The organism is Bradyrhizobium sp. Unk1, from assembly GCF_059512345.1.
Genome location: NZ_JCAMOP010000146.1, coordinates 1 through 2,317, shown reverse-complemented (window position 1 = coordinate 2,317; position 2,317 = coordinate 1). Strand labels below are relative to the sequence as shown.

3 protein-coding genes and 2 pseudogenes are annotated in these 2,317 nt (G+C 61.7%); 1 reads left to right on the top strand and 4 read right to left on the bottom strand.

What is annotated here, in order from left to right; translation table 11 throughout:
- Positions 1–124 (bottom strand): annotated as a pseudogene (locus AC5ZFO_RS47705) (IS630 family transposase); the annotation flags it as partial.
- Between the two features lie 48 nt (positions 125–172).
- On the opposite strand from AC5ZFO_RS47705, the pseudogene AC5ZFO_RS47700 reads away from it, so the two are divergent.
- Positions 173–773, top strand: a pseudogene (locus AC5ZFO_RS47700) (transposase); the annotation flags it as partial.
- Positions 774–819: 46 nt separating this feature from the next.
- Here the strand turns inward: AC5ZFO_RS47700 and AC5ZFO_RS47695 are convergent.
- The 3 genes from AC5ZFO_RS47695 to AC5ZFO_RS47685 form a co-directional block, all read right to left on the bottom strand.
- Positions 820–1,236, bottom strand: coding sequence for a tetratricopeptide repeat protein (locus AC5ZFO_RS47695; protein ID WP_496124227.1), 417 nt, complete (start codon positions 1,234–1,236; stop codon positions 820–822).
- A gap of 146 nt (positions 1,237–1,382) precedes the next feature.
- The gene (locus AC5ZFO_RS47690) at positions 1,383–1,832 is read right to left on the bottom strand and encodes a hypothetical protein (RefSeq protein ID WP_496124226.1); all 450 of its coding nucleotides are present in this window, start codon (positions 1,830–1,832) and stop codon (positions 1,383–1,385) included.
- 12 nt (positions 1,833–1,844) lie between these two features.
- Positions 1,845–2,317, bottom strand: a 473-nt coding sequence (locus AC5ZFO_RS47685; RefSeq protein ID WP_496124225.1) for a secretin GspD/PilQ domain-containing protein, incomplete at its 5' end; no start/stop codon positions are given.

Here is a 2,317-nt window from a genome sequence, read left to right as displayed (position 1 = left end):
TTTTCCAATGGCCGCGCGGAACGGCGGCTTGCAGACGTTCGCCGCGTTGGCAGCGGCCATGTGTTCGCGCCATGTTGGTCGATGCCCAGGTCTCATCGATGAAGACGAGGCGGTCACGATCGAGCTTGCGCGCCTGGTAGGCATCGATCCGGTGGGACTTGCGATCTCCGCCCTTCTTGCGCAGGCTGTCGAGATGGAAGCCGAGGCGTTTCTCGCCGGGATGAAGCGCTTGAAGCTTCCCGACGGCCGCGACCGCCTCGTGCGGCACGGCCATGGTCCAGTGCGGACGATCCAGACGGGGATCGGCGCCGTCGAAGTCGCCCGGGTAAAGATTCGGGATCGCGCGGTGACCCGCGATGGCGAGCAGATTCGCTTCACCTCGGCGATCTTGCCGTTGTGGGCACGGCGCACGAAGAGCTTGGATGCACTTTTGCCGGTGCTGTACCTGCGAGGCATCTCGACGGGCGACTTCCAGGAGGCGCTGGCGGCGCTCTCGGGCAAGGATGCGCCGAATCTTTCTCCGGCGGTGGTTTCCAGACTGACGACGGAGTGGCAGAGCGACTACGAGCATTGGCAGAAGCGCGATTTGTCGGCGCGCCGGTACGTATACGTGTGGGCGGACGGCGTCTTCCTGCAGGCTCGCATGGAAGACCACAGCGAATGCATGCTGGTGCTGATCGGCGAGACGCCGGAAGGCAAGAAGGAACTCATCGGCTTCCAGGTCGGCGTGCGCGAGTGCGCAGAGCTGGCACGAACTGCTCGTCGAGGCGAGAAGCTGATGGAAAGTAGATTGCGCTGAATCGCTCGTCAAGGCGCGCGTCAGGGCTGGTTGTTCGGCGGCCGTTCGATGAACCTGCGGCTGCTGTTGAGCAGTTCGAGGTTATTGGCGATGACCGGGTTGCCGGGGTCGAGCGAATAGGCCTTTTCAAACCTTCGCCGTGCGCCGGCGAGATTGCCGCGCAGCATGTATGAATAGCCCTGGTCGTTCAGGACCTGAACGGTCTCGCCGCCAAGCCGGATCGCCTGCGCATAAGCCTGATCGGCCAGATCAAAGCGACGCAACTTGTCATAGCTCGCGGCAAGGCCAATCCACGCCGTTACATCCTTAGGCGCTTTCTCGACAGCATCTTTGAAATAGCGCTGAGAGAGGCCGTAGGCACCACGGTTATAGTGCTCCAACCCCATCCGTACGGGTTCGTCCGAAGGATAATATTTGACGGCGGTCGGTTCCTGCACAGGGTCCCCGCCCGGTGGCTCTACGAGAACCACGACTGCGGCGTCCCTCAGTGTCTGTTCACACCCGCCAAGGACTATTCCCAACCAGCAACAAGTTAGAACTAAGATGATGCGCCGCATAAGCGTTGTCCCCCGGCTCAGCGGCCTTATGGAAATATCGTCGCTAAATTACTCAACCCAACGCCCCTTCGCCCTTTACCTGCCAGCTGGTGTTCCGCCGACCGGTATCGACACGCCGGTTGACGAACCTGCCCCAATCCCTCGATGTTAACGTTCTGCGTCGGCGTTGTCCGCACACCCATTTGCCTGGTCGCATCGCTAATGTCGGGAAGCTGATCCACCGGCTGTTGCGTTTTGCCATAGCGTGTGACCGCGGCACCCACGCGCCGAGCGTCGTACGCGATCCTGCGGTCGGCGACGTATCGCGGCCAGGGATGGATCGTGTGCATGACGGCATTGACCTGCTTGGCATCGCCCGCGGTCATCGTGATGGTGTTCGAACGCTGGAAGTAGCGATCCACCTCGTCATGACCGGCGAGGCCATAACATCCGCCGAGCAGGAGCGGTGCGAACAGAGCCAGATACCTGATGGTCATCTCTCGCTTGCTTTAGTTGAGGGTTTTCACGACCGGCTGGTCGGCAACAGCGGCCGGTGCCGGAAGGGGCGCCCTGACCTCGGGAGCGATGATGTGCCCGTACGGACCCTTCACCTCACCACCGGAATTGACGTAGTCGTTGTAGCGCTTGCGGACTTCCATCTGGCCATTGAGGAAGAAATCGACGTCGTTTGCCGGAAGTCGGGAGTCGAGCGGCGATGCCAATTGCTGGCCGGGTGCCGCCGGCGCAACCAGGCGCGGCGTGACGATGATGACCAGATCGGTTTCCTCCTGCTGGTACGATTTGCTGTTGAACAAGGTCCCGATCACGGGCACCGAGCCGATCCAGGGAAGTTGCGAAACGCCCTGGCGATTGCGAGTCTGCAGCAGGCCGGCGATGGCGAAACTCGTACGCATACGACGAAGACCGCCTGATTGACGCATGCGCGCGAGCACGGCGGGTTCTATGATGGCGATGCGTGACG